Origin of the sequence: Candidatus Hakubella thermalkaliphila (assembly GCF_013281975.1) — a bacterium.
GTDB classification, from domain to species: domain Bacteria; phylum Actinomycetota; class Humimicrobiia; order Hakubellales; family Hakubellaceae; genus Hakubella; species Hakubella thermalkaliphila.
The window spans coordinates 1-699 of record NZ_BLRZ01000411.1; the positions used below are offsets into that span (position 1 = coordinate 1).

Annotated in this window: 1 pseudogene; it reads right to left on the bottom strand. The window is 52.1% G+C overall.

The features are described 5' to 3' along the window. Window positions 1-639, bottom strand: a pseudogene (locus HW443_RS12475) (diaminopimelate decarboxylase); the annotation flags it as partial. Window positions 640-699 lie beyond the last annotated feature (60 nt).

Sequence of the window (699 nt, forward strand, 5' to 3'; positions counted from 1 at the left end):
GTGCTGGGCCTTGTTGGCTATTCTGGCCTCATAGACGGCGTCGTAGAGCATGGGCCGAATATTGTCAGACATTCCGCCGTCCACAGCCACAAAGGTTCTCACCTCGGGCACCTCTTTGATCCCTCCCACAGTATAAAGAGTAACCGTGGAATTACCCACTATGGACCTTCCGGGCTCGATGGCTATACCAGGAGATGGCAGGTCAAAATTGTCGGACCAACGGCGAACACTTTTGACCACCGTAGTAACAAATTCCTCGATGGAAGCCGGGCGGTCAGAACTTCTGTACTTGATACCCAGTCCTCCTCCCAGATTCAGCTTCTCGGTCACAAATCCCGTCTCATTCTGAACCTCAGCACAAAAACCCACCATAATTTCGGCTGCCTTTTCAAAACAATCCACAGAAAAGAGCTGGGAACCTATGTGGGTGTGGAAGCCCCGCAGCCTCAGGTTGCTTTTGCTGAGAGCCTCCTTGACTGCTGCCATAGCCATTCCCATATAAAGGGGAAAACCAAATTTATTATCGATAATCTGACCGGTCTGAATATATTTATGGGTGGAGGTCTCAATGCCCGGGGTGATGCGGAGAAGGATGTCAGTCCTTCTCCCCCCCCCTTCCAGAGAGCCGGTCCAAAAGATGCAGCTCCTGGAGGCCGTCTACCACGAAAGTGCCCACCTCTTCTCTCAGGCCGAACTCTA